Source organism: Aquirufa nivalisilvae (assembly GCF_004307455.1).
Lineage (GTDB): Bacteria > Bacteroidota > Bacteroidia > Cytophagales > Spirosomataceae > Aquirufa > Aquirufa nivalisilvae.
On record NZ_SEWX01000005.1, the window covers coordinates 225,651 to 251,744 of the forward strand.

Consider the following 26,094-nt stretch of genomic DNA (forward strand, 5'->3'; position numbering starts at 1 on the left):
TGCTTATTCAAATGTGGTATATGATTCAACTCCAAATTCCACGGCGTCAATACCAGCCGACTCTGCTTTGTAACTTAATCGGATACCGATGGTACTCTTTAGTAGCTTAAATATCGCGAATGTAGCGCTAAAAGAAAAGATGCTGATAACACCTACTCCCATCAATTGAATCAACAATTGCTCACTTTGACCTGTAGTCAATAATCCATTCTTTTCTGAAAATAAGCCGACCGCTACTGTACCAAAAAAACCATTCACACCATGTACGGCAATTGCCCCAACTGGATCATCAATTTGCATTTTGTCAATTAATACAACCGCCACATCTACCAAGATACCAGCAACAAATCCAATGACTAAGGCACTTTCAGGGCTAACCACATTACAGCCAGCAGTTACAGCTACTAAGCCAGCCAAAACTCCATTGATAACCATGGTGATGTCCACTTTTTTATAGCGAAGAAAAGTGTACAACATCGTAGAGATACCGCCCATTGCTGATGCTAAAAAGGTATTGGTAGCTACTGATCCAATTAAATCCCATTTACCAACGGCTGCTAACGTAGAGCCAGGATTAAATCCAAACCAACCAAACCAAAGTAAAAAAGCACCAACTGCAGATAGGGTTAAATTATGTCCTGGAATAGCATTAATACTACCATCTTCATTATATTTTCCAATTCTAGGTCCTAAAACAATAGCACCAGCCAAAGCGGCAAATCCACCCATGGCATGTACAGCTGCCGATCCAGCAAAATCATTAAATCCTTTCAAGGCAAACCAACCTTGTGGATTCCATACCCAATGCGCTACCAATGGATACATAAAGGCACAGAAAATAGTTACATAAATGGCGTATGCCCACATTTTCATTCGTTCTGCTACTCCTCCAGAAACAATGGAAATAGCAGCAATGGCAAATCCCATTTGAATAAACCAAAATAATTTATTGGAAATGGTGAGACCTAAACCTAAATCTCCTAAATTGATTCCGAAATCGAATAAACCTGTTCCGTAGGCAATACCAAATCCTACTGCATAAAAGGCTATTCCGCCAAACATGATGTCAATCATGACTTTGGCAATGATACTAACTGCGTTTTTTGAACGGACAAAGCCTGCTTCTAATAGAGCAAAGCCTCCTTCCATTTGAAAAATGAGCGCTCCACAAAGTGCCACCCAGACAGTATCAATAGCATGTGTAAGTTCGACTTGCTGAGCCGCAAGGGAAATGGTGTTATTCATGATTTTGTTTCTGTTTTTAACCTTATTTCTGCGAAATTATATTAAAATTTCGAAAATGGCCTTATTTTTTAACCCTTTAAAACAAAATTTTTACGTTTTTTATCAAAAATCTATTTAAAACTTATGTTAAATTCTAAATTCATTGCAAAAGTAGCTTTTTTACTACTAGGCATACATGTATCACTTTTAGCTCAACAAGCCCCCTTAATTCCTATTCCTGTAAAAGCTGTTTATCCTCAAGGTTTTTATAGTTTGCCGAGCCGGGTTATCATTGCTGCACCCAAAAATGAAAACTTGCAAGTAGCCGTTAAAAATTTGACTGATCGTTTAGAAAAGACAGCTATGCGAAAGGTACAGATGCTTTGGGATGCAAGTTCACAAGCTGATTTAGCACAAATTCGCTTAGTTTTATCGAATCAGCCTATTGCTAATTTGGGTAATGAAGGATATACTTTAACTGTAAATGCAAAGGGAATTGTCATTACTGCCAACAAACCAGCAGGTATATTTTATGGTATTCAAAGCTTGATCCAATTGATGCCTAAAGAAATAGAATCAAATCAGTCTATTATTAAACCTTCATGGAAGATTCCATTTGCGCAAATAACGGATTATCCTCGTTTTGCATGGAGAGGTTTGATGCTCGATGTTGCAAGGCACTTTTTCAATAAAGACCAGGTGAAACAGTTCATCGATGAGATGGTAGCTTATAAATACAATATTTTACACTTTCATTTAACTGATGATGAAGGTTGGAGAGTCGAAATTAAATCTTTCCCCAATTTGACAAAAAAAGGTGCTTGGAATGTCCCTAAGGTGGGTCGTTTTACCGAATTTTCTAAGCCTGAACCGAATGAACCCCGCACCCAAGGTGGATTTTTTACCAAAGAAGATATTCAAGAAATTGTATCTTATGCTAAAGGACGTTTTGTAAATGTAATGCCTGAAATCGATGTTCCTGGTCACTCCATGGCCGCTATTGCATCATATCCAGAACTTTCCTGTACTCCTGAAGCGGTGAATTATCAAGTTATTTCGGGCGAACCTTTTATCGATTGGTCACATGGACATGCCGTTGCTCTGCAAGACAATACCTTATGTCCTGCTAATGAGAAGGTCTATACCTTCTTAGATAAAGTATTTACCGAAGTAGCCGAAATGTTCCCTTTTGAATACATTCACATGGGAGGAGATGAATGCCCTAAAAACTATTGGGAAAAGAATCCTCAAATTTTAGCCATGATGCAAAAGGAGAACCTTAAAACTCCGCAAGAGGTTCAAGCCTTTTTTACTCGTCGCTTGGAAAAAATCATTACTTCTAAAGGAAAGAAAATGATGGGATGGGATGAGATTTTAGAAGGTGGAGGTTTACCAAAAAACACGGCTGTGATGTCGTGGAGGGGTATTGCTGGTGGTGTTCAAGCTGCTAAGGATGGACACGAAGTGGTGATGACTCCTAATAATCATGTTTATGTCGATTTAATGCAAGGCGATGCAGCTATCGAACCACCTGTCTATGAAACAGTTCGTTTGCGTGATTCTTATGCCTTCAATCCGGTACCTGAGGGAGTTGATGCCAAGCTAGTGAAAGGCGGCCAAGCTAATTTATGGTCAGAGCAATTATTTACTTACCGTCATTTACAGTACATGTTATTCCCTCGTGCATGGGCAGTATCTGAAGCGTTGTGGTCTCCACAAGAAAATAGAAATTGGGATAATTTTGTTAGCCGTGTTGAACATCATTTTGGTCGTTTTGACCAAGCAGAAAAGAAATATGCTCCAAGTATGTATGATGCCATCATTCAAGTTGGGAAAAATGAGCAAGGTCAATTGTGGGTAGAATTAAGCACTGAAGTGAATCCATTATCTGTTCACTATAGTTTTGATTACTCATATCCAGATAACTTTTATCCAGCTGCCACAGGTAAAGTGATTATTCCAAAGGATGCTTTAGAGATGCGGATGATTTCTTACCGTGGCAAAGAAAAAGTAGGTCGGATGATGACTATATCTATTGAAGATTTGAAAAAACGTTTAAAGAAATAAAATGATGAAGAAATTCCTTTTCTTATTATGTGGCTTATTCCTAAGCCTGGGCGCATTTTCACAAGCTATATTTGAAAAAAGAGAATTAGCTTTTGGTCCTGATCAAACTTTGCCATATCAAATTCTTTACCCTTCCAATATGGAAAAAGGGAAGAAGTACCCCGTTATTTTGTTTTTGCATGGGGCTGGAGAAAGGGGGAGCGACAATGAAAAACAATTGACACATGGATCCAAATTGTTTTTAGATCCTAGCAATCAATCGAAATACCCTGCCATTGTGATATTCCCGCAATGTCCAGCTAATTCCTATTGGTCTACCGTGAAAATTGATCGTAACACCAAGCCGACAACTTTCATATTTGAATATCCTAAAGAACCCAATTGGCCTTTGGCAGCTGCTGTCAATATTGTCAAAAGCTTAGTCAAGGAGAAAGTGGCAGATAAGAAGCGCTTATACATCATGGGATTGTCCATGGGAGGAATGGGTACTTTTGAAGCCATTTCAAGAAACCCTAAAATGTTTGCCGCTGCGGCTCCCATTTGTGGAGGAGCTGATTTGCATTTTGTTAAAAAATATGCCAAAAAACTACCTTTATGGATTTTCCATGGCGATGCTGATGCAGTGGTACCAGTAAGACATTCTAGAGAGGCAGTTGCTGCCTTAAAAGAAGCGGGTGCCAATCCTACTTATACCGAATATCCAGGGGTAAATCATAATTCATGGGATAATGCATTCAAAGAACCTGAATTATTTTCTTGGATGTTTTCTCACAAAAAATAATAACTAATTATGCTGTTAAGCATCTTACTATACCTCCAGGTAGCTTTATTACCTGGAGGTATTTTTAATATTTCAGGGGCATCTACGGCCTCAACAACCAACTATTTACAGGTTAAGAAAGGCTATGTGATGTCTTATGATGGGGTGCAAGGGAAAGCCAATTGGGTGGCTTGGACTTTGACTGCCTCGGATATAGGTGAAGTGCCTAGATCCAATCGTTTTAGGCAAGATGAGGACTTACCAAGGCAATTTAAAAGAATAGAAGCGGATGATTATAAACACAGTGGTTACGACAGGGGGCATTTGTGTAATTCTGAAGATCGGTCTTCAAGCTCTTTTCTAAATGCAGAGACATTTCAAATGTCCAACATGATTCCTCAAACTCCCGAATTAAATCGTGGTCCATGGGAGCGTTTAGAAGCCTATTGTCGAAAATTGGCCAAAAGAGGCCAAAAATTGACTATTTATGCCGGTGGTCTAGGCGTATTAGATAAAATTGGGAACGAAGTAGTTATCCCCAAATATTGTTGGAAAGTAGTCGTAAGTCAGGAAAAAACCTGGTATCTATTATTTCCCAATTCTCATGAATTGCATCCAAACTGGCAAACATTTGCCACCTCTAAAACTAATTTAGAGAAAATGACGGGGTTGCGATTTCCTTAGGGTTTTAAGGCCCATTCCATCAATTTCTTAGCTGCTGGGAAGTTTTCGTATTCCAATGGTATACGACGATTGTTCGTGTATTCATTGTAAATCCAAGGATCACCTAAAGCAAATACTTTTCCTTTACCTACATGAGCCATAGCCATTACACAATAACCTTGTAGATCTTCTAAGGATTTGGCAGGACCAGAAAGCTTGATTGTTGAAATCTCTTTGATGTAGATTTTTTTCAATCCTTTGAAAACAGGATTATTGGCTGATATATTTAAGGTGCCTTGATGCCAGTTTTTACCTTGAACCATGTTTAAGTTAGGACCCACAAACTCCATTCCAAACCTTTTAGCTAAGGTATTGAATTTCGGTATTTCGCAATTAGTTGTATCATTAGCCAAGAGAATTAATGTTCCACCAGCTTTTACCCATTTCTCGATTTCATCCGCATCTTGGGTACGCATGTAATTAGGTTTTGCTGTTTCTTTTTGGCTATCTGGATCTACGATGATGTAAACTTGGGCCCCAGCTAAGTTTTTCACAGTAGGAGCTTGAGTTAAACTATCAATTTTAGCACCCAATTGCTCCGTCTGAACTCCTAATAATTGAAATCCCGAATCTTTTCTATCTTCCCAAGTATAATGGAATCGCTCTATGTTGCCTTGTTTATTTTTACGGAATTCATGATTGAAATAATAATCTAAAACCACCTTTTTACCTTTTCCAATACCTAATTCTTTAGCAATTTCCATTTCCAAAGAGGCCATTATGAAAGGACCTGCGCCTTTTAAATCATCTGTTTTTAAAGGCTCCGACATATAATAAGCAAAACTACCATCTCGGTAAGGTGTGCCACCTAATCCACCCACGCTCACTGTTTTCTCCAAATGAATATAACCTTGAGCATCTTTGGTGATGAATTTTTCTAGGATAGAAGTATAAGCCTTTTGAGATGCAGCCAAATAAGAGGAGGGAAGATAGCCCTTGCGAACCCCCTTCGCAAAGGCGTATACGTACATATTGGCACAGGATGCCTCTAGGTAATTCCCTTTTTGAGTACCTAATATGGGTAATTGGTACCAAAGTCCAGTAGATTGATCTTGCACTTTTACAAGCGCAGCACTTAATTCATTCAATTGCTTAATCAGCATATTTCTTTTAGGATGTTGCAAAGGAAAATAGTCCAATACATCCACTAAAGCCATCGCATACCAGCCCATGGCCCTTCCCCAAAAATTAGGAGATAATCCTGTCTGTTTACTTGCCCAAGCTTGCTTGCGCTCATGGTCATAAGCATGATATAAAAGTCCCGTTTTAGGGTCTTTGGCATTTTTATACATCAGTTGAAACTGAAGAGCAATATCATCCCAATTGTTTTCATGGAAAACATGACTGTATTCGGCATAAAATGGCTCTAACATGTATAAACCATCCAACCACATTTGGTCTGCATAGCGATCTTTATGCCAAAATCCTCCCTCTTTCGTTCTAGGCTGTTTGCTGATTTGTAAGCGTAATTGCTCTGCTGCAATTTTGTATTTATCTTCTCCTATTTCCTGATAAAGAGAAAGTAGTAGTCTGCCTGTGGTGATATTATCAGAGTTGAACTCAGAAAACTTGTACGTGCGAATATCTCCTTTCTCGTTGATAAAACTATTGATATTTTTCTGAATGTATTGAAAGTAAGAAGCGTCACCGGTTCTTTGATGAACTTGTTCAAGCGCCTTTAGGAATAAGCCTTGTTCATAATCCCAAGTAGCGGGCTTCCCAATTTTAACCTGGATGGAATCTTGATGTGTATGCATCAAAGATTGTGCCATTTGAGTAGAGTATGGAGTGTTTTGTGCCCAAGCTGGAGCTAGTAAACAATAGCTAAGAATACCTAAAAGCGCTTTTTTCATATTTAACGTAGTTCAGTAATTTCAGAAAAATCCATGTCAGTATAATCTTTATTTTCACCAGCCATACCCCAAATAAAGGAATAGTTTTGAGTACCTGCGCCGCTATGAATTGACCATGGTGGGGAAATCACAGCTTGATGATTTTGAACCCAGATATGTTTCGTTTCTTTGGTTTCACCCATTAAATGTAAAACAGCTTGACCAGGTTTTACATCAAAGTATAAATAGGCTTCCATTCTACGGTCATGCACGTGAGCAGGCATGGTATTCCAGATAGAGCCAGGTTCTAAAATGGTTAAGCCCATGACCAATTGACAAGATTGTATCCCATCATGGTGAATGTATTTGTAAATGGTTCTATGATTGGAATTCTCCAATGAACCCACATTGACTGTCACCACATTTTCTCGGTCTAATTTTTCATTAGGGTAGGTGGCATGTGCAGGTGAAGAAAGTAAATAGAACTGGGCAGGCTCGTTGGCTGAGACAGAACTAAAACTTACGTCTTGTGTTCCTTTACCTAGGTACACGGCACTTAATTTAGATATTTCGAAGTTTTGTCCATCCGCTTTCACGATTCCTGGTCCACCTACATTGATAATTCCCAATTCTCTGCGTTCAAGGAAAAAATTGGCCTTTAATTTTTCAGGGTTAGGCAATTTGATATCACCCAATACAGGCATTGCACCACCAATGATCATGCGGTCATATATGGTGTAAGTAAGGTGAATTTGATTTGCTTCAAATATATTTTCAACCAAAAACTGGTCCCTTAATTCTTGATTAGTAAAGGTGGATACTTCTTTTCTACTCGCCTCAAATCGATAGTTCATGTGATTAATTTTAGTTTAGAAAGAGATGACAGAAGATATTCTACTCAAATTGCAGCTATCTTTAGGCGCAATTTCTAATGGCATGATGGTATATCCTATTAATTTCTATGATGATGTGTCCTCTTTTTTTAGGGAAATCGAGTTAACGGTAGAAATAGTTAAAGATAGTAGTCCTAGCACCCTGTATTTGCCAGAGCTTTCAATTTATGTTCAATGTATCTCTTTGGCCGATTACCAAGTAATGAAGAAAAATACAGATACATTAACCTGGCAAAAACAGTATGTAGAGCAAACAGGTGGATCAAAAGAATGGATTAGAATTTGGGAAGATATTTGGTACAAGCATTTCGAATGGATTAAGAAATATTTTCAATACCGTAAATTAGGCTATAAGTCCATTTTTGCTCGAGATTTACGGGTTGTTCCTATTGCTAAAGATATAGCCAATACATTTTTAGAAGCAGAGCATCTATTAGGTAAAGTACAAGCTAAAAGTTTTTATGGTTTAGTGGTACCGCTGCATCGTCAATTTCGGAATATATCAAGTGAATACTTTTTGGGAGAGCAAAAATTGGTGGGAGTGGCTGCCTTTGCAAAACCCATGCTGATGAAGGAAAAAGGTTTTGAAGGAAAACTTTCAGGTGAGCTAATTCGCTTTTGTTCTATTTTAGGAACACGTATTGTCGGCGGATTGAGTAAGATGATTCAATATTATCAGCAAGAAGAAAAGGTGGATAATATCATGACCTACATCGATTTGGAATGGAATAGGGGCGAAGGTTATCAATCGATTGGATTTCAAGAAGTCCAGTTGACTAAGCCTATTTTATATAACATAAACGACCAAGGAGACCGAGTCATTTGTCGTTCTTGGGATGAGGCGACCGTTTGTACTGCAGGAAATAAAAAACTACGCATCTATTTTCCAGAAAATTGACGCAATTTTGTGCAAGAATCCTTGCCAATTGATTATCTGATTTTTATGTCACTTCCACTTATTACTATTCTTGGACCTACGGCTAGTGGCAAGACTGCTTTGGCAGTAGAATTAGCTAGGAAAATCGGAGGAGAAATAATTTCAGCCGATTCTAGGCAATTGTATCGTCGTTTGGATATTGGAACTGGAAAAGATTTATTGGAATATGGGCAAGACGAAAATGTCGTCCCTTACCATCTAATCGATATTTTAGAAGTAGGAGATCCATATTCTGTGGCGCATTTTCAGAAGGATACTTTTGATGCATTAAAAGTCATTGATGATCATAAGAAATATCCCATTTTATGCGGGGGTACGGGCTTGTACATCGACGCAGTTTTGGCTAGCTATCAATTTTCTAGCCCTCCTCCATTTTTAGATTCACCTCTGAAATTGGATCGTTCAAGCATCGTTTTTGGATTACAGCCTTCATGGGATACAAGAAGAACAAATTGCTCGAAACGACTATTTCAGCGCTTAGATGAAGGGATGATACAAGAGGTTGAGAATCTGCTAAATGAGGGTGTCAAGCCAGCCGATTTACGTTGGTTAGGACTGGAGTATAAATGGTTAACTGATTATGTAGAAAAGAAAATTAGTCGAGATGAACTGGAAAGAGGACTAGAAGTAGCCATTCATCAGTTTGCTAAAAGGCAAATGACTTTTTTCCGTAAAATGGAACGTTCAGGTATTGATATTCAATGGATTCCTGAAAATTTAACGCGGTCAGAAGCAGTCGATTGGATGATTTCTCAATTAATTTTTAAGGATTTTTTGTCAAAGGACTTGCTTAAAATCGAAAAAAGGCCTTAATTTGCATTCTCAATTTGAGACAGAGGGTTGTCAGAGTGGTCGATCGAGGCAGTCTTGAAAACTGTTGGCTGTTACAGGCCCGGGGGTTCGAATCCCTCACCCTCTACCAAAAGCGCAAAGAAATTTGCGCTTTTTTTGTTTTAAAATCTTCAAATTGCCTGACATCATTGGTGGTTAATAACATTTCATCAATCCATCTTATCCTTGTCTTTTTCGAATCTTAAGGGAAGGTAAATTATTCTTCATAATTGTTCTTCCTCCCAAGAAATTCATATTTATGTAGTATTTTCATTGCATGAAATTATACATTGTTCCTACACCCATTGGAAACTTAGAAGATATTACCTTAAGAGCTATTCGGATTTTAGGGGAAGTGGATGGTATTTTGGCTGAAGATACGCGTAATACGGGTCAACTATTGAAACATTTAAACATCAATAAGCCCTTATTTGCACACCATGCGCACAATGAACATGCTGGGGTTGCAGGAGTTATTAAGATGTTATTAGCAGGGAAGTCGATGGCCTTAGTATCCGATGCAGGTACTCCAGGGATTTCAGACCCTGGTTTTTTATTGGTCAAAGCTTGTGTAGAACAAGGAATAGAGGTGGAGACTTTACCGGGAGCCACAGCCTTTGTCCCAGCTTTAGTGAATTCAGGATTCCCTTGCGATCGATTTATTTTTGAAGGATTTTTGCCCCACAAAAAAGGTCGTCAGACGCGTTGGAAAGCTATTGCTGAAGAAGATAAGACAGTTGTGCTATATGAATCTCCTCATCGAATTGTGAAAACGATGGAACAAGCTGTGGAGTTTTTAGGAGAAGCAAGGCAGGTTATGCTTGCAAGAGAATTATCTAAAATGCATGAGCAAATGATTCGAGGAACGGCGGCTGAAGTATTATTGTATTTGAATCAACATCCTGATAAAGTTAGAGGCGAAATGGTTTTAATTATTGCTGGTAAATAAGCTTTTATGAAGTATTTATATGTGTTGTTTCTGAGCTGTTTGATGAGCTCAACTTGGGCCCAAAATAGTCTAAGTTCACAATCGCGCGTGTCCTTGGTGACGATTGCTCCTGGTACAGAATTGTATTCCTATTTTGGACATACCCTAATTCGTGTATATGACCCAGCTACAGGTTTAGATAGGGCATATAGCTATGGTACATTTGATTTTCAAACTGAAAATTTTTATTGGAAATTTTTAAAAGGCACTTTGCCCTATTCTTTGTCATACAACAATATGTCCGATGTGCTTAATTATTATTCACAGTACGAGAATCGAACACTAAGGGAACAGGTTTTAGCATTGAGTGAAGCTCAACGTAATCAAATATTTCAAGCTTTAGAAAAGAATTACCTGCCTGAAAACCGCTATTATCAATATAAGTTTTTCTATGACAACTGCGCCACCCGTATTCGGGATATATTTGAGCAGGCTGCCCCAGGTGCATATCCATGGGATAAAATGACCCGCTTGGAAGGACTTTCTTATCGGGATTGGATGAACCGATATTTGCCTACTACTGCTTGGGTTACTTTTGGGATGAACATGGCTTTGGGTTTACCTTCTGATGTAAAAGCCAATGCTTCTCAATCTTGTTATTTGCCTGATAATCTGGAAATAGCTACAGCTCAAGCAAGCTTCAATAATCAAAAATTGGTAGAAGCATCCTTGACCTTGTTCGAATCTCAGCCAAATCCTATGACTGGTTTTGATCCCTTTGGACCTCTTCCTGTATTGCTGACATTATCGCTTGTTTTGGTGTTTTTATCCTTACGCTTTTCGCATAAGAAAGGCTTGCTCTTTGGCTTGGATATTGCTCTTTTTCTTATTTATGGATTATTCGGGATGTTGATATTCTTTTTGGCTACAGCTACCGATCATGAAGTGATGTCCTATAATGTAAGTTGTTTGATATTATGGCCGATACATTTCCCCTTGGTCTTTTGGTTTGCTAAAAATGCAACTGGAGGATTTTGGCTCAAATACGTCAGATTGGCCTTTCTTGTCGCTTTTATTGCCAGCTTAATTTCAGGTTATCTCTTTTATGGCCTATTTATTATTGCCTTGCCCTTATTGATTCGTTTGTTCTTTTTATCTCGTTTTTATTCCAAATAGCTTCATGAAAATCATTGAATTGAGAAGTGATACCTTCACTTTACCAACCCCAGGGATGCGCGATGCCATGTTTTCGGCACCATTAGGGGATGATGTTTTTGGAGAAGATCCGAGTGTATTGGCTTTGGAGTCCAAATTGGCTAATATGTTCCATAAAGAAGCCGCTTTGTTTTGTCCATCGGGAACGATGAGTAATCAAATGGCTATTTCGGCTACCGTTTCAAAAGGTCAGGAAGTGATTTGTGATGAGTTATCGCATATCTATTTATATGAAGGTGGAGGTATCATGGCCAATGCAGGTGCTTCTGTTAAATTATTGAAAGGGGATTTAGGACGTTTGACTAAATCTCAAATTGAAGCAGCTATTTCACCGGATGATATACATGCCTGTGAAAGTGCTATGGTGAGTTTGGAAAATACGGTGAACAAAGGAGGGGGAAGTGTTTACAGCAGTGAAAGCTTAGATGAAATTTCAAATTTTTGTAAGAAAAAAGAAATACCACTTCATTTAGATGGTGCACGCATATTTAATGCCATGGCTGTAACTGGTCAAATTCCATCTCAATTTGGGGCATGGTTTGATTCCATTTCGATTTGTTTGTCAAAAGGCTTGGGAGCACCTGTCGGGTCTGTTTTGGTTGGTAATGAAGCTTTTATTAAAAAAGCTAAGAGGATTAGAAAACGATTAGGTGGAGGTTGGCGACAAGCGGGAATGCTTGCTGCTGCGGGGATATTTGCATTAGATCACCAAGTGGAAAGACTTCAAGAAGACCACCAAAGAGCGAAAGCTATCTCGGAAATTTGTTCCACATTACCTTGGGTAGAATCAACATTACCTGTGGTTACGAATATCGTGATTGTTAAAATACGAGAAGGTTTAAATTCCACCATCAAAGTAGCTGAATTAGCTCAAAAAGGCATTAAATGTTCACCTTTTGGTACTGAATACATTCGGTTTGTTACTCATTTAGGGTTTGGTGATGAGGACTTAAGTCGTTTTGAAAAAGCCATCAAGTCATAGTTCAATTCTTTTCTTTGGCATTGTTTAATTGATTGAGTAGAATTGTTGAATTATTGACTTTTTTCAACAGTTAGATCCATTACAATATGCAAAGAAAGGCCCTTAAAATGTTTCTTCATCCAGGTAAAGAAGCTGAATATAAAAGAAGACATGATGAAATATGGCCAGAATTGGCTGAATTATTGAAGTCTGTAGGTGTTCAAAATTATTCCATTTTCCTAGATCCTGAGACCCTAGTGCTTTTTGCATATTTAGAGGCAGAAGATTTAAGCCAATTAGATAATTTACCTCAATTACCCATCATGCAAAAGTGGTGGGCCTATATGGCAGATATCATGGAAAGTAATCCCGATAATTCTCCCAAATCCGTTGAAATTCCATCCGTTTTTTATTTAGCATAATCACTTCAGATGAAAATTTGGTCATTCACTTTAAGCTTGGTTCTAGCATTTTTTGTACTATTTACAAGCTTTGCTAAACCTAATAAAAAGCAGATTTTAGCTCAAATGCATTTGGCTAATAGCTATTTTAAACAGAAATGGCCTGATGTAGGGCAAGTGATTGTTAGTCCCGATAGAACGCGTCCTTCGAATATTTGGACTAGAGCTGTATATTATGAAGGACTCATGGAACTTTATAAAATTGACCCCAAAGAATCTGATTTGAAATACATGACAGACTGGGGGACTTTTCATCAATGGGGATTACGAGATGGTTTGAAAACAAGAAATGCGGATAATCAAGCATGTGGGCAAGTCTATTTGGATTTGTTTGATATTCAACGTGATTCAGCCAGAATCAAACCTATTAAAACAAATATCGATCATATGTTGGCTTCTCAAAAAGCAGATGATTGGTCCTGGGTGGATTGTTTGCAAATGAGTATGCCTGTCTTTGCCCGATTAGGTACTCGTTTTCATGATAACCGATATTATGAAAAAATGTATGATTTATATGCATTTACTAAATACAATCATGGAGGCAAAGGATTATATAATCCACAAGAGCACCTGTGGTGGCGTGATAAGGATTTTGTTCCTCCTTACAAAGAACCCAATGGTGAAAATTGTTATTGGTCACGTGGAAATGCTTGGGTATATGCTGCCTTGATTAGAACGTTAGAAGTGATGCCTGCTGAGGCACCGCACCGAGAAGAATATATCCGAGATTTTATAGATATGTCAGAAGCATTACTTCCTTTACAGCGAAATGATGGATTTTGGAATGTAAGCCTAAAAGATGAAAGTCATTTTGGTGGCCCTGAATTAACAGGTACTGCATTGTTTGTATATGGGATGAAATGGGCTCTTCGCCATCGAATATTGAAGGATAAAAAATATCAAGTAGCTGCCGATAGGGCTTGGGAAGCGATGAGCAAATGTGTTCATCCAAATGGTTTTTTAGGTTATGTTCAAGGTACAGGGAAGGAACCTAAAGATTCTCAACCTGTTACATTTAATTCGGTGCCAAATTTTGAAGATTTTGGCTTGGGAAGCTATTTCTTTTAGCCGGCTCTGAAATGTTAAAATCAAATTAATTCTATGTTTTCTGATTTTTTTTATAATTTTAGCGCAGACTAAATTATAAAAACATGAAAAGAACAATTATTGGGGCAATTGTAGGAGGACTAATCATCTTCTTTTGGCAAGCAGCCTCCCATGTAGCTTTTAATCTACATGAGCCATCTCAAATGTACACTGCCAATCAAGATAGTGTAATGATTTCTTTGAATAAGCACCTCAAAAAAGAGGGTGGATATATTTTACCTCGGATGGAAAACGAGCAAAATATGGCTCAAGCAGAGGAATTTGCTAAAAAAGTAACTGGTAAACCTTGGGCTCGAGTTCAATATTATACCAACTATCAAATTTCCATGCAGGATAATATGATTCGAGGTTTAATCGTGGATATTTTCTTAGTATTGCTAGTTATTTACCTAATTAAACAATTAAAAACGCCTAAGATGCGCGATATTTTAGGTCTTTGTTTAATTATTGCGATAATCGTATTTACGAACTCTCCATATACCCAACATATCTGGTATCCCGTATTTGACCTTAGAGCAGAACTTATAGATCTAATAATCTCTTGGGGATTATGTGGACTGTGGTTAGGTTGGTACTTACCAAGAAAGGCAGAGTGAGGAATGTAGAATTAAGAATGTAGAGTGAAGAAAAGCTAAACAATTCTACATTCTACATTCTTCATTTTACATTTATTTCGCTGGAGTAATAATCAAATTTCTGTATTCTACAGGACCGTGGTCACCTTGAATCATGATAGGACCTGGTTCTCCTTCGTTACTATCTAATGCTCCACCTGTGATTCCTGGGATTTCAGTTTTGTAAATAACTGTTTTTCCATTCAATGTGATGGTGATATTACGTCCCACTAATTCAATGTCATAAGTTTGCCATTCTCCAGCTTCTTTAGCTGCATTTTCTAGCGGAGCTACAAATCCATAAATGGCACCCAATTGATCTTTTGCTGGTTCTAATCCCTTGCTATCTGCTACTTGGATTTCATAACGACCACGTAAGTAAAGACCGCTATTACTTTCTTTAGGAACTCGGAATTCAGCATGTAATTTGAAATCGTGGAAAGTTTGAACTGTACGTATATTTGCCCCCGTTCTTGGACTTTTCATAATTCCATTTTCAGCTACCCATTGATTGTCTGGGCCTAAAGTTTGCCATCCATCCATGTTTTTGCCATTGAAAAGGGTAATTGGAGTACCCCATACTGGAGCCTTTTCTCTCCATAATCTTGGAGCTCTAACACCTAGAATACGGAATTTTTCTCCTAATGGTGTTGTTAATGTGCCCATTAATTTATCATCTTTTAATTCAGCCTCTAACATTAAATCTTTTTCTGAATTTTCCCATTGTGGAGGAATGCTGAATGAGACAATATTATTTGCAAAATTGACTTTTGAGATAGGTCGAGAACTTCCTCCATCTCCTACAAAATGGCCAGTTAATGTCTTTAAGCCAGAATGAGTTACTTCTAACCAAGCAGGAGTAGTTACATTTCTTTTAGTAATGGTGATATCCCATCTTCCTTCTACCACCGAGTGTCCTGCTGGTACCTGTGCTAAGGTTCCAAAGGATAAACTAACCATGGATAGCATGAAAGTCGCTTTAATGAATTGAATGAATCTTTGTTTCATAGTAAAATTGAGTATTGTTTGAACTTTGAATTTACGATTTTTTCATTGTTTTAAATCTGAATTACAATAAAATTGAAACGAGATAGGTGTTATCCTGTTAGTGAAGTACAATGTTTGAAATCTGCTTGAATTTTCCTTCTAAAAAATTGACTGATGTACTTATTTTAAAATTAAATTATCAATTTGATAAATTAGGACCTTTTCATACCCAGATTGGTCGTCGGAATCTCATTTTTAATCGACTTACTGTGTTTTTCATGAATTGGGCTATTTCTTGTTAACAATTAAAATTTTAGCTTTACCGACATATTAATTCCGTGTTTAGATGAATCAAGAAAAGTATAGTAGGTATCAATTCCTCAAATCCATTGGTTTTAAAGGGTCAGCATTGATGGCTATTTTAGCAGCTTGTACTCGTAAAGAGGATGCCATTTTAGAACCACTTATTATTAATAAAAATGGACAACAAGTTACTTCTTTAGATAGTACCAAAGCCTCACAAGTTGCTACAAGTACTGGCTCAACTTCTGGAAGTACCAGTGGTTCAACATCTGGAAGCACGAGTGGAGGAAGTACTGCTACTGCAGGAACGACGGTCGGTAAAATCACAACAGATGAATTAAATGCCATCAAAAGCTATGTGCTGAAATTGGATTTAACAAGTTCGACGGCTAGCGCATTAAAAACCGCGGGTGGATATATTATTTCAAGTGGAACAGTCGTGGCTTGCGTTTCAGCGGGTGAATATGTCGCTGCCAAAAACCTTTGTTCCCATGAACCCAAGCAACGAATTATTTTCAATCGCACAGAATATTATTGTACCGACCACGGTGCTCGTTTTTCTTTAGCTGGCCAAGGTTTAAATTCTTTAGGAAGCCGTGGATTAACGGTTTACAAAACAGCGAACGACGGTAAAACTCTTGTAATTTTTGCATAATCCTATGACTTTATTATTTCACATATTTTTGAATTTACTGGTTTGGGGTAGTGATTTTTCCACTGCTCAACAAAATGCTAAACAACAGCATCGCCTCATATTATTGAATTTTTCAGGATCTGATTGGTGTGGTCCTTGTATTAAATTAAAGAAAGATGTCTTTGAATCGGCAGAATTTACTGCATTTGCAGAAGGCAATTTGGAATTAATTCGTGCTGATTTTCCTAGGTTAAAGAAGAATCAATTAGCTAAAGATCAGCAAGCTAAGAATGATGCTTTGGCAGAAAAATACAATAGTTCAGGCAAATTCCCATTGACTTTATTAATCAATGAACAAGGCAAAGTATTAAAGGAATGGGAGGGATACCAACCATCTGTTGCTAAGTTTTTAGCTGAAATCAAACAATACCGATAACCGAATGCCTCTTTTTAAAAGGACAGATTTATTGATGGGTAACCGTTTCGACTTAGCGGTCGTTGGGTCAAATGAATTGGACGCTCGGGCAGCCTTAGAAAAGGCTGTACTAGAAATTCAGCGTATTGAGCAATTATTAAGTACTTATCGACCTGATTCTCAGACGAATCAAATTAATGAAATGGCTGGAATTTCACCAGTAATCGTTGATGCCGAGGTATTTGGATTGATTCAGAGAGCTCAACGAATTTCGGATTTGACTCAAGGAGCTTTTGATTTGACTTATGGATCTATGGATAAAAGTCTTTGGAACTTTGATCAAAAAATGACTCAATTACCTAGTCCTGAATTAGCGAAACAATCCGTCCAGTTAATTGATTATCAGCAGCTTGAATTAGATGTTCAAAATAAGAGTGTCTTTTTGAAAAAGAAAGGAATGCGATTAGGCTTTGGAGGAATAGGCAAAGGTTATGCGGCAGATCGAGCTAAGGCTCTACTAGTATCGTTGGGATTCCAACATGGATTGGTGAATGCATCGGGTGATTTATGTGCCTGGGGTAATAAGGAAAATGGAAAACCATGGTCAATTGGCGTTGTTCATCCAGATCAATCCAATCAAATAATAGCTCATTTTGATTTGAAAAATTCATCCGTGGCTACATCTGGGAATTATGAAAAATTTGTCGTGATTGACGGTAAAAAATACTCACATACGATAGATCCAAATACAGGTTATCCAATTCAAGGTATAAAGAGTGTTACGGTTTTTGCCCCGTTTGCTGAATTGGCTGATGCCTTAACTACGCCTATAGCCGTGATGGGAGTTTCAATTGGATTAGATTTAATAAATCAAATACCTGGTTTAGGTTGTGTAATCATCGACGATGATAATCAGGTGTTTTATTCAGAAAGCATTAAAAAGCAACAATTAGAATTGTTAAAATAACATAGACTTATGAAGAGATACCATTGGTTGGGTTTATTTCTTGGAATTCTTTTGCAATCATGTACTTCTGTGAAGGAGTTTCAGAAGAGCAGAATCAATGATTCAGAAATGGAATTGTCATCTAGAAAATCGGAGAAATTCGAGCAAAGTTTTTATCTCTATCGGGAAGGAGCTTCAGGAGCCAATGGTGGTAAGAGCGGGGGAGGTTGCGGTTGTAATTAAAAGGATGTCATGAAAAAAGTAATATTAAGCATAGGTCTTTACTGTTCATATTTGCAAGGGGCACGCTCGCAAGAGTATTTGACATTCAACCAAAGGAATGCTGCATCTATTTCATCATCGGATACTTCTTCGATTTACAAGAAAAGGACCTTGAAATTTGAGGAAGCCAATATTGTTAGTGGATATTATTTTCAAGATGGAAATAATTCTGCTATCACAGGTGGAATTGGCACCGAGCGATTGACAGATTTTGCCAATTCTTTTGAGTTACGTTTCTCAAAATTAGATCGCTTTAACCGTTTGCACAGTTTTACGGCAGATATGAATATTGATTTTTATTCATCAGCTTCTTCTGATAAAATTGACCCTCTAACGGTTTCTTCAGCATCCAGAAAGGATACGCATATTTATCCAAGTTTATCTTGGTCGGTGAAAGATGATGTTTTAAGAACCACACATGGTTTTAGTTATTCCTATTCCACGGAATATGATTATAAATCTCATGGTTTTAATGCGTTTATTACTAAGCTTTCTAAGGATAAAAATCGAGAATTCTCGATTAAAGGAGGTGCTTTTTTTGATACTTATATGGCTATTTTACCTTCGGAATTAAGGCCATTGACTTACCCTTCTGGCGCAGAAGGAGATAAAAGGGGAATTGCATATAAACCCAGAAACTCCTACAATGCATCGTTTTCATTGTCGCAAGTAATTAATCAACGATTACAAGTAATGGCAATCATTGAGCCTAGTTATCAGGAAGGTCTGTTGAGTACTCCCTTTCATCGGGTATACTTTACCAATGGAAATGAAACCGTGGAGAAACTACCTGGAACCAGATTTAAATTACCTATTGGTTTACGATTGAGTTATTTCGCGGGAGATAGAACGGTTATTCGTGCTTTTTATCGAGCTTATGTGGATGATTGGGGAATGACTGCACATACCACCAATTTAGAAATCCCATATAAGATTACCCCATTCTTCTCCATTAGCCCATTTTACCGATTTAATACCCAAACAGCAGTGAAGTACTTTAAAGCTTATGCACAGCATGAGCCTTCTGAATTATTTTATACTTCTGATTATGATATTTCTAGTTTTACAAGTCAGTTTGTTGGAATGGGAATTCGTTTAGCACCACCTGGAGGTATCGCAGGATTGTTGAATTGGAGCTCCTTAGAAATTCGATATGGGTATTATTCCAGATCTAATGGCATGTATGGCCATAGTATTTCAGCACATATTAAGATTAAATAAAAAAATCTCCCAGCTCTGGGAGATTTTTTTGTGGAGTCGGAGGGATTCGAACCCTCGTCCAAACCTAGCGAACAATAGCTTTCTACACGTTTAGCTGTGATTCTTTTTCGATCAAAAGCGGGTTCACATCAGACCCAAACTCTCAACTTATCCTCTGGATACTAACAAGCTCGTAGAGAAATTCGAACTTATCGACTCTGCATGTCGACGCTCAGATGCCCTCCTCGGCAGAGTTTGGAGAAGGCTGAACGATGGCAAATTGATTAATCTCTAAGATTAAGCAGCCATGGCATACTGTGTATTGCCAGTTATAATTCGAAGGTTTTTTAAACAGGAAATGCCTACAACTCCCGACGTGCTTACCACCGACCGACATAAGCTGTCAAAACCGGTCGACCCCATAATAGAAATACAAAGGTACAACATTATACAGCCCATTGTCAAGGAATAGGTAATTCTGTACTTTGTTTTATTTCATCCATCACAAATAAACTATTGATATGAGCGACAGTAGGAAGTACAGCTAATTTCTCTTGATAAAAGCGGTTGTAGCTTTCTACATCCGAACTTACAACCATCAAGTAATAATCAAAGTTCCCTGAAACCAAATGGCATGATAATACTTCTGGAAATGCTTGAATGGCTTGTTCAAATTCTTTGAAATTTTTACGGTTCTGCTTTTCTAAAGTTACTTGACAATGAACCAATAAACCTAAGTCCAACATTTTCCTGTTAAGCAAACCTACATAAGACATGATATATCCATCTTTTTCCAATTTTCGGATACGATCATGGGTAGGAGATAGAGATAAATTGACTTGGGAAGCTATTTCTTTGAGTTTCTTTTGGCCATTTCCTTGAATGATTTTTAAAATCTTTAAATCAAGAGCGTCTAGGATGAGTTTGGAAGCCATAATTTTTTCGGATTTATGTTTACATAAAGTTAATTTATAGAATAAATTCCTTTTAAAATACATTTAACAGAAATAATTCCTTTTTTATATGTGATATACATAAATATTTTTCGTCTTTTTTATATTTGTAAAGTATTATACTTCATCAAAGGTAACGGCCAGCGAAATTTTTCGTTGGCCGTTCTTTTTTTATAACAAGCTAAAATCAAATTATCATGATCATTGGCGTCCCTAAAGAAATAAAAAATCAAGAATTCAGAGTAGGTTTAACGCCTGCAGGAATTCAATCCTTGGTGGCTCAAGGTCACCAAGTGTATGTTCAAAGTCAAGCAGGTGTTGGTTCTGGTTTTTCAGATGATTTTTACACCCAAGTTGGAGCTGTAATTTTACCAGATGCTAAATCAGTCTATGAGAAATCTGAAATGATTGTTAAAGTGAAAGAACCTTTAGCGCAAGAATTTCCACTGATTCAACCGGGCCAGATTCTGTTCACTTATTTTCACTTTGCCGCATCCAAAGAATTGACCCAAGCAATGATTGCTAGTAAAGCGATTTGTATTGCTTATGAAACCGTGGAATTACCAGATAAAAGTCTCCCATTATTAATTCCGATGTCAGAAGTGGCTGGTAGAATGGCCATTCAAGTGGGAGCCTATTTTTTAGGTAAGGCCCAAGGCGGGAAAGGTAAAATGTTAGGTGGAGTTCCTGGGGTAAAACCTGCAAATGTGGTGATTTTGGGAGGAGGAGTAGTTGGTACACAGGCTGCCAAAATGGCGGCTGGTCTTGGAGCAAATGTTACAATTATGGATACTAATCTAGCTCGATTACGTTATTTGGAAGATATATTACCTGCCAATGTGTCTACCCAATATTCTACTTCGTTAGCTATACAAGATAATCTACCTCAAGCCGACCTAATCGTTGGAGCCGTACTTTTACATGGGGCAAAGGCACCGCACCTGATCAAAAAGGAAGATTTAAAAAGAATGAGTCCAGGTACTGTACTAGTAGATGTAGCCGTGGACCAAGGTGGATGTATAGAAACTTGTCGACCTACTACGCACGAGAATCCCGTGTTTGAAATAGATGGAATTCTTCATTATTGTGTAGCTAATATGCCTGGGGCAGTACCTCAAACGTCTACTTTAGCATTGACTCAAGCAACATTACCTTATGTCCAACAAATAGCCAAAGAAGGTTGGAATGTAGCATGTACTCATAACCAAGCATTAGCTAATGGATTAACGATTTACGAGGGTAAATTGCAAAATCCCGCCTTGGCAATCTTGTTTGATTTATAATTACCAGATTTTAATTCCCTGTATTCTATATAATTCCAATTGTTGTAGGTTCACTTGATAATCAAACTGAGCTTGCATCAATTGGGATTCTTCTAAAATAGATTCTGCTTGGTCTAATTCAATCCGGCGAATTAAGCCTTGCTTAAAGCGCGTATTTGCTAAATCTAAGGCGTATTGGGCTTGTGCAACAACCTCTTTCTGGGTAGCAGCTTTCTTTACGTAGTTTTGATGATTCAATTGAGCTTGTCTCCACTCAGTACCTAATTTTTCACGGGCATCTTCTAATTGAAAAGCAACACGTTCTTTTTGAATGGTAGCTAATTCTGTTTGGTAGCTCCCTCTTTTTCCTGAATAAATAGGAATGCTTAATTTAAGGCCTAAAACGCTATTTACTTTAAAATCATCCGCAAAAGCGGGTGTTTCTCCATTTATTCTAGGAACATATCCATTCTTTAAGCCTAAGGTAGCTAATCCTGCCAGGGTAGGGGTATTCTCCGACTTAGCTAATTCGATGCTCTTATTAACTATTTCCTCCTGAGCCTTAATTTGAGTAATCTCTGGATTTGTAAATGATTCAATTGGTTTGGCTGTTTGAGCTTGCCAAATTTGAGGATTTTCAACTAAATATGACTCAGCATTGCCACCTAATAAGGTACTTAAATAGTCCAACATGCGAGCCACCTGATTTTCTGATTCTAAAATTTTACTCTCTTGATTCGCAATTTTTACTTGCTGACTTATTTTATCATATTCAATGGCTTCTCCCAAAGCTAATTGCTTTATAATGATCTGAAAATTACTTTCAAGGCGCTTCAGTTGTGATTTTTGTACTTGAATCGCTTTTTTATTGAAAACAATTTGTTGGTATAAATTAGCAATTTGAAAACCCAATTGGAATTCCTGTTGCTCAATTTGCGCTTGACTTAATTGTGTTTCTAAACGTGTTTTTTCAATGGCCATGGCATTTCTTCCCCAATCATATAATACGTGATTAGCTACAAATTGAGAATTGTAATTCATGTTAGGTTGAAACTGTAGGGTTGAATTGGCTCCACCAAAGTTAAAACTAGCCTTGGCAACAGGATCGATTCGTGTAACACCAATTTCAGCACCAATCACAGGTTTTCCGTAAGATTCCTGAATTTGAGTTTTTACTAATCCCATTTTTATCAGGTTTCTTTGTCCTTTTAAAGCTGGAGAATGTTGTAAAATACCTTGAATTAATTCAGGTAGTCCCTTTGATTGAGCTATTACAGCCGAGCTCAACAAAGTATAGGATAAGAGTAAGATATATTTTTTCATATGATTAATGAGCCTCTTCACTGGCTTTCATGATTTTTTCTAATTCTTCTTTGGTTTTCTTAGGGGTACGTAATAACCATAAGAAAGGTAGTATACACATAAATAAAATGGACACTAAACGGAATGTATCTAAGTATGCCAAATAATAAGCTTGCTTGTTTACCATGGCATCTAATTGTCGATATGCAGCCTCCCCACTTCGAACAAAGTCCCCCGTTTTTTGCATCATATTTTGTGTCAATCCTTGGATTCTTTGTTGGAATAAAGGATTTTCCACTTGAATATTGGCTAACAAATCCGTTCTATGTTGGGCTGCACGGTGTGTCGCGTAATTATTAGCAACTGCTATACCAAATGCACCTCCCAATTGTCGAATCATATTACTCAAGGCAATTCCAGCAGGATATTCGGAGGGTTTTAATCCAGCAACGGCTTGATTAATTAAAGGCATTTGCAACATAGCTACTCCCATCATACGCAAGAGGTGCATGGGGAAGAAATCCCAACGGCCCATCTCTGGAGTAGCTGACCCACCAATAAAACCAAATATGATGAATATGCAGATCCCAACTCCCATAACAGGAATAGGCTTACCACCTAAAGACAAATATTTGGCAATCATAGGGAATAGGATGACACCAAGTAATGTCGGATACATCAAGGATAGACCAGTTTCTGTTGAACTTAAGCCATTGATTCGCTGAACCATGATGGGGTAAATGAACACGGATGTGAATAGACCAAAACCACTCACTAAGTTAAATACCGTACTCATGGCGAACACTTTGTTCTTGAATATCTTTAAGTTGATAACTGGATGTTCGGTGGTTAATTCTCTCCAAATGAATCCAATCAATCCAATGGCACATAATCCTGCCATGGTGTTGATGGTTCTTGACTCAAACCAATTCTCAGATTCTCCTTTTTCTAAAATATACTGCAGGTTTCCGATTCCCAAGGTTAATAAGGCTATTCCTATGTAATCGATTTCCATGGTCTTTCGATGTTGACCTTCGCCTTCTTTTCGATCAATGAAAACAATGGTTAGAATAGTTGCCAATATACAGACAGGGATATTAACATAGAAAATGTCGTTCCACTCGTAATTATCCACTAAGTAGCCACCTAACACAGGACCCAAAGATGGGCCAAGAATGATACCCATGCCAAAAAAACCAGATGCGATTGGGCGATCTTCTACTTCGAATGCATCAAATAATATAGCTTGAGATGTGGAAAGTAGGGCTCCTCCTCCAATACCTTGGAAAAAACGCCAAAAGACTAATTCCCATAAGCTATCACTCATCCCACAAAAATAGGAGGCAATACCAAAAAGGATCATAGAGCCTAAATAGTAGTTTTTTCTACCAAAATATTCTCCTAAAAATCCCGTCATCGGGATAATAATTACGTTGGCTATCGCATAACTGGTAATTACCCAGGCTATATCTTCAATCGTTGCTCCAAGATTTCCGGCTATCTGGTTGAGGGCCACGTTCACAATCGTGGTATCCAACAACTCCATGACAGCTGCGGTAATCGTCGTGAGAACGATGATGATTTTTGCGAATCCCTGAGGCCTTTGCATGGTATTAGTTTATGGGAACCGAAACATCTAATGATAATCCTGCTCGTAAAATATCCTTGTATTTATCGGTGTTCAGAATTTCAATTTTCACAGGGATGCGTTGTGTTACTTTAACAAAGTTTCCCGACGCATTATCAGGAGGAAGTAAGGTTGTTTTGGCACCTGTTGATTCAGAAATGGATAATATTCTACCTTTTAAGGTGATATCAGGGTAAGCATCAATTTTAATATCGGCTCCCATGCCAACTCGTAAGGATTCTACTTGAGTTTCTTTAAAGTTAGCCACCACCCAATAGCGACTGTCATCCATGATCGTCATCAATGGTTGTGAAACTTGAATGAATTGGCCAGGCTCAACTGATTTCTTGCCAATTTTACCATCAGCAGGAGCATAAACTTTATTGTAGCTTAATTTCAATTGTTGTTGCTGAACTTTAACCTTTTTCAGTTTTAATGCAATCTCGGCTTTATGTAACATAGCTTGTAAGATGCCTATTCTAGATTGAGTGCTTACTAATTCAGCTTTTGCCCCTTGTAATTTAATGGCTGATTGTTCTGCCAGATCTTGGCTATCAATTAATTGCTGACGGGTAATCGCTTTAGCTGACTCCAAAGCCGCATTTCGGGTAACATCGCGGTTGTATTTATTATTGGCTAACTCTGCTGATTTTACTTGGCTTTGTTGTGCTTCAATACTTTTTGTTAAGTTGGTTAAATTAGCTTTGGCACTTTCTATGTCAGAGCTTGCTTGATCAACTTCCACTTGCATTTCTTCCAATGCTAATGCTGCTTCATCAGAATCTATTTCTAAAATGATTTGACCTTTTTTTACTTGATCATAATCATTCACATAGACCTTTTTTACAAATCCTGCCATTCGAGGTAATACTGGAATGAAATAGGCTTCAATCTGAGCATTGTCGGTATCCTCATGCGTAGTAGCATAATGGTATTTCTTGTAACCGAAAAAACCTCCTACAACTAAGATTACCGCTAAAATGATTTTAGGAAGATGAGATTTTGGTTTTTGTTGAGTAGACATGGTACGATTTTTAGTGTTGCAAAGTAAAGAAGCATTTATAATAAAGTCAAGTTGGTTGACTAATTATTTTATTTTTGTATTTTTGCATGATAGAATAATCTACCATGGACCAGATTACACCAATTGAATATCCCCAGCACATGTTTTTATCAAGACTTTTGGTAAAATCTTATCGTATTGTTCAATCAATGAATGGCACTTATTTAAGAAGTTTAGGTTATGAAAACTTCAAAATAGGGCATATCATTGTTTTAATGAATCTTGCTGAACAGGGAGTAACTACGACTGATTTGGCCAAAAAAGCGAAAGTGAGTAAGCAAGCTATGAGTAAGTTGGTCAATGAGCTTATTCAAGAAGGTTACCTGATTTCTCAAATTCATCCTCAAGACTTACGTTCCACTCTCTTATTTTGTACAGAGAAAGGTAATCAATTTTTGGAAGATTTAATGAAATCTAGAACTCATATCGAGCAAAAATTTGCTGAAATTATTGGTAGAGAACGATTGGCGCAGTTAAATCAGCTTCTAACTGAAATCGTATCTCACTATGATGAACTGGAGAGTGTCGATAGTATCAATGACAAAATAGCCAGTACAAAAATCTAGT

26 protein-coding genes, 1 tRNA gene and 1 other RNA gene are annotated in these 26,094 nt (G+C 37.7%); 19 read left to right on the forward strand and 9 right to left on the reverse strand.

Annotated elements, in window-relative coordinates:
• Positions 1-3: 3 nt before the first annotated feature.
• Complete coding sequence (locus tag EWU22_RS07785; RefSeq protein WP_130925101.1) at positions 4-1,245, reverse strand: ammonium transporter; 1,242 nt, start codon at positions 1,243-1,245, stop codon at positions 4-6.
• 123 nt (positions 1,246-1,368) lie between these two features.
• Here EWU22_RS07785 and EWU22_RS07790 point away from each other — a divergent pair, with 123 nt between their 5' ends.
• The 3 genes from EWU22_RS07790 to EWU22_RS07800 are packed head-to-tail and all read left to right on the forward strand — an operon-like array spanning position 1,369 to position 4,735.
• On the forward strand, positions 1,369-3,291 hold the full coding sequence (locus tag EWU22_RS07790) for a beta-N-acetylhexosaminidase (protein ID WP_130925102.1): 1,923 nt from the start codon (positions 1,369-1,371) through the stop codon (positions 3,289-3,291).
• A 1-nt stretch (position 3,292) separates the two neighbouring features.
• Complete coding sequence (locus EWU22_RS07795) at positions 3,293-4,072, forward strand: carboxylesterase family protein (RefSeq protein ID WP_231962821.1); 780 nt, start codon at positions 3,293-3,295, stop codon at positions 4,070-4,072.
• A 9-nt stretch (positions 4,073-4,081) separates the two neighbouring features.
• Positions 4,082-4,735 (forward strand): DNA/RNA non-specific endonuclease, encoded by a 654-nt coding sequence (locus EWU22_RS07800; protein WP_130925103.1) that lies wholly within the window; start codon positions 4,082-4,084, stop codon positions 4,733-4,735.
• Here the strand turns inward: EWU22_RS07800 and EWU22_RS07805 are convergent.
• A complete protein-coding gene (locus EWU22_RS07805; protein ID WP_130925104.1) occupies positions 4,732-6,627 on the reverse strand; it encodes a glycoside hydrolase family 88/105 protein in 1,896 nt (631 codons plus the stop codon). The genes EWU22_RS07800 and EWU22_RS07805 overlap by 4 nt on opposite strands.
• 2 nt (positions 6,628-6,629) lie before the next feature.
• The gene (gene kduI / locus EWU22_RS07810; RefSeq protein WP_130925105.1) at positions 6,630-7,460 is read right to left on the reverse strand and encodes a 5-dehydro-4-deoxy-D-glucuronate isomerase; all 831 of its coding nucleotides are present in this window, start codon (positions 7,458-7,460) and stop codon (positions 6,630-6,632) included.
• 25 nt (positions 7,461-7,485) lie between these two features.
• On the opposite strand from kduI, the gene EWU22_RS07815 reads away from it, so the two are divergent.
• The 9 genes from EWU22_RS07815 to EWU22_RS07855 all read left to right on the forward strand — a co-directional run bounded on the left by EWU22_RS07815 (position 7,486) and on the right by EWU22_RS07855 (position 14,535).
• Positions 7,486-8,397: a hypothetical protein gene (locus EWU22_RS07815; RefSeq protein WP_145962624.1), complete on the forward strand. Its 912-nt coding sequence runs from the start codon at positions 7,486-7,488 to the stop codon at positions 8,395-8,397.
• Between the two features lie 45 nt (positions 8,398-8,442).
• Positions 8,443-9,249, forward strand: a complete 807-nt coding sequence (locus EWU22_RS07820; RefSeq protein WP_130925107.1) for a tRNA (adenosine(37)-N6)-dimethylallyltransferase — start codon at positions 8,443-8,445, stop codon at positions 9,247-9,249.
• Between the two features lie 21 nt (positions 9,250-9,270).
• A tRNA-Ser gene (locus EWU22_RS07825) sits at positions 9,271-9,358 on the forward strand.
• Positions 9,359-9,544: 186 nt separating this feature from the next.
• Positions 9,545-10,216: a 16S rRNA (cytidine(1402)-2'-O)-methyltransferase gene (rsmI, locus tag EWU22_RS07830; protein ID WP_109322778.1), complete on the forward strand. Its 672-nt coding sequence runs from the start codon at positions 9,545-9,547 to the stop codon at positions 10,214-10,216.
• Between the two features lie 6 nt (positions 10,217-10,222).
• A complete protein-coding gene (locus EWU22_RS07835; protein ID WP_130925108.1) occupies positions 10,223-11,371 on the forward strand; it encodes an Lnb N-terminal periplasmic domain-containing protein in 1,149 nt (382 codons plus the stop codon).
• 4 nt (positions 11,372-11,375) lie between these two features.
• Complete coding sequence (locus EWU22_RS07840) at positions 11,376-12,392, forward strand: threonine aldolase family protein (protein WP_130925109.1); 1,017 nt, start codon at positions 11,376-11,378, stop codon at positions 12,390-12,392.
• Between the two features lie 86 nt (positions 12,393-12,478).
• Complete coding sequence (gene rhaM / locus EWU22_RS07845) at positions 12,479-12,793, forward strand: L-rhamnose mutarotase (RefSeq protein WP_109322781.1); 315 nt, start codon at positions 12,479-12,481, stop codon at positions 12,791-12,793.
• A gap of 9 nt (positions 12,794-12,802) precedes the next feature.
• Positions 12,803-13,900: a glycoside hydrolase family 88 protein gene (locus tag EWU22_RS07850; protein ID WP_317127115.1), complete on the forward strand. Its 1,098-nt coding sequence runs from the start codon at positions 12,803-12,805 to the stop codon at positions 13,898-13,900.
• A gap of 83 nt (positions 13,901-13,983) precedes the next feature.
• On the forward strand, positions 13,984-14,535 hold the full coding sequence (locus EWU22_RS07855; RefSeq protein WP_130925110.1) for a hypothetical protein: 552 nt from the start codon (positions 13,984-13,986) through the stop codon (positions 14,533-14,535).
• 72 nt (positions 14,536-14,607) lie between these two features.
• Here the strand turns inward: EWU22_RS07855 and EWU22_RS07860 are convergent, their stop codons facing one another.
• On the reverse strand, positions 14,608-15,561 hold the full coding sequence (locus tag EWU22_RS07860; protein ID WP_130925111.1) for a 3-keto-disaccharide hydrolase: 954 nt from the start codon (positions 15,559-15,561) through the stop codon (positions 14,608-14,610).
• A gap of 325 nt (positions 15,562-15,886) precedes the next feature.
• Between EWU22_RS07860 and EWU22_RS07865 the strand changes: the two genes are divergently transcribed.
• From EWU22_RS07865 to EWU22_RS07885, 5 genes are read left to right on the forward strand one after another with little or no spacing between them, the layout of a single operon-like run.
• Positions 15,887-16,498 carry a Rieske (2Fe-2S) protein gene (locus EWU22_RS07865; protein WP_130925112.1) on the forward strand — a complete coding sequence of 204 codons (612 nt, stop codon included), beginning with the start codon at positions 15,887-15,889 and terminating at the stop codon, positions 16,496-16,498.
• A gap of 4 nt (positions 16,499-16,502) precedes the next feature.
• Positions 16,503-16,913, forward strand: a complete 411-nt coding sequence (locus EWU22_RS07870) for a thioredoxin family protein (RefSeq protein WP_130925113.1) — start codon at positions 16,503-16,505, stop codon at positions 16,911-16,913.
• Between the two features lie 4 nt (positions 16,914-16,917).
• Positions 16,918-17,859, forward strand: coding sequence for an FAD:protein FMN transferase (locus EWU22_RS07875; RefSeq protein ID WP_130925114.1), 942 nt, complete (start codon positions 16,918-16,920; stop codon positions 17,857-17,859).
• A gap of 9 nt (positions 17,860-17,868) precedes the next feature.
• Positions 17,869-18,081, forward strand: a complete 213-nt coding sequence (locus EWU22_RS07880) for a DUF4266 domain-containing protein (protein ID WP_109322788.1) — start codon at positions 17,869-17,871, stop codon at positions 18,079-18,081.
• Positions 18,082-18,090: 9 nt separating this feature from the next.
• Complete coding sequence (locus EWU22_RS07885; RefSeq protein WP_130925115.1) at positions 18,091-19,341, forward strand: DUF3570 domain-containing protein; 1,251 nt, start codon at positions 18,091-18,093, stop codon at positions 19,339-19,341.
• 28 nt (positions 19,342-19,369) lie between these two features.
• On the opposite strand, the gene ssrA is transcribed toward EWU22_RS07885, so the two are convergent.
• Positions 19,370-19,741, reverse strand: a transfer-messenger RNA (tmRNA) gene (gene ssrA / locus EWU22_RS07890).
• Between the two features lie 40 nt (positions 19,742-19,781).
• Positions 19,782-20,255 (reverse strand): Lrp/AsnC family transcriptional regulator, encoded by a 474-nt coding sequence (locus tag EWU22_RS07895; RefSeq protein WP_109325031.1) that lies wholly within the window; start codon positions 20,253-20,255, stop codon positions 19,782-19,784.
• 215 nt (positions 20,256-20,470) lie between these two features.
• On the opposite strand from EWU22_RS07895, the gene ald reads away from it, so the two are divergent.
• A complete protein-coding gene (gene ald / locus EWU22_RS07900; RefSeq protein ID WP_109322790.1) occupies positions 20,471-21,556 on the forward strand; it encodes an alanine dehydrogenase in 1,086 nt (361 codons plus the stop codon).
• Here the strand turns inward: ald and EWU22_RS07905 are convergent, their stop codons facing one another.
• The 3 genes from EWU22_RS07905 to EWU22_RS07915 are packed head-to-tail and all read right to left on the reverse strand — an operon-like array spanning position 21,557 to position 25,488.
• Positions 21,557-22,858: a TolC family protein gene (locus EWU22_RS07905; RefSeq protein ID WP_130925116.1), complete on the reverse strand. Its 1,302-nt coding sequence runs from the start codon at positions 22,856-22,858 to the stop codon at positions 21,557-21,559.
• Positions 22,859-22,862: 4 nt separating this feature from the next.
• Positions 22,863-24,446, reverse strand: coding sequence for a DHA2 family efflux MFS transporter permease subunit (locus EWU22_RS07910; protein ID WP_109322792.1), 1,584 nt, complete (start codon positions 24,444-24,446; stop codon positions 22,863-22,865).
• 4 nt (positions 24,447-24,450) lie between these two features.
• Complete coding sequence (locus EWU22_RS07915; RefSeq protein ID WP_130925117.1) at positions 24,451-25,488, reverse strand: HlyD family secretion protein; 1,038 nt, start codon at positions 25,486-25,488, stop codon at positions 24,451-24,453.
• 104 nt (positions 25,489-25,592) lie between these two features.
• On the opposite strand from EWU22_RS07915, the gene EWU22_RS07920 reads away from it, so the two are divergent.
• The gene (locus tag EWU22_RS07920; protein ID WP_130925118.1) at positions 25,593-26,093 is read left to right on the forward strand and encodes a MarR family winged helix-turn-helix transcriptional regulator; all 501 of its coding nucleotides are present in this window, start codon (positions 25,593-25,595) and stop codon (positions 26,091-26,093) included.
• The last annotated feature ends 1 nt before the right edge of the window (position 26,094 follow it).

Bases quoted from the DNA above. Each gene is read 5' to 3' on its own strand.
- EWU22_RS07785 (WP_130925101.1), bottom strand. From the start codon at position 1,245: ATGAATAACACCATTTCCCTTGCGGCTCAGCAAGTCGAACTTACACAT.
- EWU22_RS07790 (WP_130925102.1), top strand. From the start codon at position 1,369: ATGTTAAATTCTAAATTCATTGCAAAAGTAGCTTTTTTACTACTAGGC.
- EWU22_RS07795 (WP_231962821.1), top strand. From the start codon at position 3,293: ATGATGAAGAAATTCCTTTTCTTATTATGTGGCTTATTCCTAAGCCTG.
- EWU22_RS07800 (WP_130925103.1), top strand. From the start codon at position 4,082: ATGCTGTTAAGCATCTTACTATACCTCCAGGTAGCTTTATTACCTGGA.
- EWU22_RS07805 (WP_130925104.1), bottom strand. From the start codon at position 6,627: ATGAAAAAAGCGCTTTTAGGTATTCTTAGCTATTGTTTACTAGCTCCA.
- kduI (WP_130925105.1), bottom strand. From the start codon at position 7,460: ATGAACTATCGATTTGAGGCGAGTAGAAAAGAAGTATCCACCTTTACT.
- EWU22_RS07815 (WP_145962624.1), top strand. From the start codon at position 7,486: ATGACAGAAGATATTCTACTCAAATTGCAGCTATCTTTAGGCGCAATT.
- EWU22_RS07820 (WP_130925107.1), top strand. From the start codon at position 8,443: ATGTCACTTCCACTTATTACTATTCTTGGACCTACGGCTAGTGGCAAG.
- rsmI (WP_109322778.1), top strand. From the start codon at position 9,545: ATGAAATTATACATTGTTCCTACACCCATTGGAAACTTAGAAGATATT.
- EWU22_RS07835 (WP_130925108.1), top strand. From the start codon at position 10,223: ATGAAGTATTTATATGTGTTGTTTCTGAGCTGTTTGATGAGCTCAACT.
- EWU22_RS07840 (WP_130925109.1), top strand. From the start codon at position 11,376: ATGAAAATCATTGAATTGAGAAGTGATACCTTCACTTTACCAACCCCA.
- rhaM (WP_109322781.1), top strand. From the start codon at position 12,479: ATGCAAAGAAAGGCCCTTAAAATGTTTCTTCATCCAGGTAAAGAAGCT.
- EWU22_RS07850 (WP_317127115.1), top strand. From the start codon at position 12,803: ATGAAAATTTGGTCATTCACTTTAAGCTTGGTTCTAGCATTTTTTGTA.
- EWU22_RS07855 (WP_130925110.1), top strand. From the start codon at position 13,984: ATGAAAAGAACAATTATTGGGGCAATTGTAGGAGGACTAATCATCTTC.
- EWU22_RS07860 (WP_130925111.1), bottom strand. From the start codon at position 15,561: ATGAAACAAAGATTCATTCAATTCATTAAAGCGACTTTCATGCTATCC.
- EWU22_RS07865 (WP_130925112.1), top strand. From the start codon at position 15,887: ATGAATCAAGAAAAGTATAGTAGGTATCAATTCCTCAAATCCATTGGT.
- EWU22_RS07870 (WP_130925113.1), top strand. From the start codon at position 16,503: ATGACTTTATTATTTCACATATTTTTGAATTTACTGGTTTGGGGTAGT.
- EWU22_RS07875 (WP_130925114.1), top strand. From the start codon at position 16,918: ATGCCTCTTTTTAAAAGGACAGATTTATTGATGGGTAACCGTTTCGAC.
- EWU22_RS07880 (WP_109322788.1), top strand. From the start codon at position 17,869: ATGAAGAGATACCATTGGTTGGGTTTATTTCTTGGAATTCTTTTGCAA.
- EWU22_RS07885 (WP_130925115.1), top strand. From the start codon at position 18,091: ATGAAAAAAGTAATATTAAGCATAGGTCTTTACTGTTCATATTTGCAA.
- EWU22_RS07895 (WP_109325031.1), bottom strand. From the start codon at position 20,255: ATGGCTTCCAAACTCATCCTAGACGCTCTTGATTTAAAGATTTTAAAA.
- ald (WP_109322790.1), top strand. From the start codon at position 20,471: ATGATCATTGGCGTCCCTAAAGAAATAAAAAATCAAGAATTCAGAGTA.
- EWU22_RS07905 (WP_130925116.1), bottom strand. From the start codon at position 22,858: ATGAAAAAATATATCTTACTCTTATCCTATACTTTGTTGAGCTCGGCT.
- EWU22_RS07910 (WP_109322792.1), bottom strand. From the start codon at position 24,446: ATGCAAAGGCCTCAGGGATTCGCAAAAATCATCATCGTTCTCACGACG.
- EWU22_RS07915 (WP_130925117.1), bottom strand. From the start codon at position 25,488: ATGTCTACTCAACAAAAACCAAAATCTCATCTTCCTAAAATCATTTTA.
- EWU22_RS07920 (WP_130925118.1), top strand. From the start codon at position 25,593: ATGGACCAGATTACACCAATTGAATATCCCCAGCACATGTTTTTATCA.